3 protein-coding genes and 1 pseudogene are annotated in these 2,284 nt (G+C 62.4%); 1 reads left to right on the top strand and 3 read right to left on the bottom strand.

The features are described 5' to 3' along the window. The coding region (locus EN750_RS30295; RefSeq protein WP_145968050.1) for a DMT family transporter at positions 1 to 744 on the top strand (744 nt) is incomplete at its 5' end. On the opposite strand, the gene EN750_RS30290 is transcribed toward EN750_RS30295, so the two are convergent. The 3 genes and pseudogenes from EN750_RS30290 to EN750_RS30280 form a co-directional block, all read right to left on the bottom strand. Continuing rightward, positions 745 to 1,116, bottom strand: coding sequence for a response regulator (locus EN750_RS30290; RefSeq protein WP_027038124.1), 372 nt, complete (start codon positions 1,114 to 1,116; stop codon positions 745 to 747). It lies immediately after the preceding gene. 198 nt (positions 1,117 to 1,314) lie between these two features. Further along, entirely contained in the window at positions 1,315 to 1,857 is a 543-nt protein-coding gene (hpt, locus tag EN750_RS30285; protein WP_023811104.1) for a hypoxanthine phosphoribosyltransferase, read from the bottom strand. A 23-nt stretch (positions 1,858 to 1,880) separates the two neighbouring features. Further along, positions 1,881 to 2,284: pseudogene (locus EN750_RS30280) on the bottom strand (hypothetical protein); the annotation flags it as partial.

Raw genomic sequence — 2,284 nt, 5'->3', positions numbered from 1 at the left:
GGCATGCTGACGGTGCGCGCCTTCATCCAGTTCACCTCCTATACGATGTACTACCTGGCCATCGCCGCTTTGCCGCTCGCCGATGCGGTGGCGCTTTATTTCATGGCGCCGCTGTTCATCATGGTCCTGGCCGGACCTTACCTTGGCGAGCGCGTCTCCTGGCAGACACTGGCAACCGTGCTGATCGGCTTGTTCGGCGTCCTCGTGATGCTGCGCCCCGGCGCAGGGCTGTTCGACTGGGCAGCGCTGCTGTCGCTGGGCTCGGCGGCGCTCTATGGTTTTTCGCAGCTGATGGCCCGCAAGATCGGCGATACTGAATCGTCCACCGTCATGGCCTTCTATCAGAACGGCGCCTATCTGGTCGGCGCCGCCGTGGTTGCCGGGGCGTTTCACCTGGCCGGCATTACACACGCCGTTCACCCGAGCCTGGAATTTCTGGTGCGGCCATGGATTTGGCCGACGCTGCCGGATTTTCTCAAGATGGCGGCCTGCGGTTTCGTCGCCTCCGCCGGCATGATCCTGCTGTCGCAGGCCTACCGGATGGCGCCGGCCAACCGCGTTGCCACCTTCGAATACACCGGCATCCTGTGGTCGCCGCTGTGGGGTTTCCTGTTCTTCGCCGAGGTGCCGCGGTCGACGACGGTGATCGGCGCTGCCTTGATTATCGGCGCCGGTCTGCTGGCGCTCAACACCGAACGGCGCAAGAATGTTCCACCCGTGCTCGCTGCCGCCGACCCAGCCTGATCAGGCGAAGCAGATCAGCGCCCGCTCGACTCGCGAACGGATTTCGGCCAGCGTGAAGGGCTTCTGCACGACATCGAGGATGATGCCGTTCAATTCCTCGGCGCGCTCGCGCTGGTCGGCATAGCCGGTCATCAGCACGATCTTGATCGACGGAAACAATGCAGCAGCCGCGATCGCCATCTCGATGCCGTCCATCTCCGGCATGCGGATATCGGAGACGACGAGATCGTAGCCGCCACGCGCCGCCTGGATCAGCGAAAGTCCCTGTGCGCCGTCCGCCGCGATATCGATTGTGTGCCCGGCGCGTTCAAGCGCGCGGGCGGCCAGGGTGCGGACGGACTCATCGTCCTCGACGATCAGAAGCTTTGCCATGGCCGGCATATTTGGCCGCCAAAAGTTGACTTTTCCTGAAAGTCCCCGAGCAATCCAGGAAAAGTGTGAGACGGTTTTCCGGGAAAAGCGCATAGCGCTTTCCCTTGGGAATTGCGTCAAAACAAAAAACTAGAGCGGTTCGGCGTTTTCGTGAAGCGGCGAACCGCTCTAAGCATCAGCAAACCTTTTTGATGCCGCTCAGACATCCCCTTTGACGACACCGACAAACGGCAACTCGCGAAAAGCATGGGCTACATCCATGCCGTAGCCGACGACGAAATAGTCGGGGCAGTCGAAGCCGACATAATCGGCATTGAGCTCGGTCTGGCGGCGCATGCGCTTGTCGAGCAGCACGGCGATCGAACAGCTCTTGGCGCCCCGCGACAACATCAGCTCGCGGGTAAAGCTCAGCGTCTTGCCCGATTCGAGAATGTCGTCGATCAGCAGCACGTCGCGGCCGGCGACCTCATTGTCGATGTCGCGCAGCACCCTCACCTCGCCGCTGCTGGTGCCGGCGCCATAGCTGGAAATGAAGATGAATTCGACCTCCGGCGACAGGCCGACATCGTGCATGGCCCGGATAAGATCGGCGGCGAAGATAAACGAGCCCTTCAGCACCGAGATCACCAGCAGATCGTGATAATCGTGTCCTGCAATCTCCTTGGCGAGTTCGAGATTGCGCCGCGCGATCGCCGATGCTGAAAACAGAACCTCGATGTCCTTGCCGCGTACGATGGGCATTGATGGTCTTCCCCGGTGATCGCCTATTCGGCGAAAGTGACCGACACGGTCTTCACACCGTTTCTAGGCACGTCGAGCCGGCTGGCAAAGCCGAATCTTTCGCCAGACGCCAGCGAACGGCCGGATGTCCCCAACGTATAGCGGGTAGTCTGCCCGTCATTGCCGGTCACCCGGATTTCGAGCGGCGGCAACTGCGTCGGTTTCGCACCATCATTGACGGCCTCGCCATCGACGAACAGCGCGGCGTTCGGCCCGGTAGCGTCGACGCGTGACGTGACGCCCGAAATGCTGAGCGCCGACGCCTGCGCGCTGGACAGGAACGGCGCCTGGCGCACCAGCGCGTGCCCGCCGGAGACCCAGAACGCGGCCAAGGCAGCGCCGATGCCAGCGACCCAGAAGATCGGCCCGCCGCGCGAGGCTGGTAGCC

It is taken from the genome of Mesorhizobium sp. M7A.F.Ca.ET.027.03.2.1 (genome assembly GCF_003999175.1).
Classification (GTDB): domain Bacteria; phylum Pseudomonadota; class Alphaproteobacteria; order Rhizobiales; family Rhizobiaceae; genus Mesorhizobium.
Note: the sequence above shows the minus strand (reverse complement) of the source record. Positions and strands in the feature narration are given on the sequence as shown.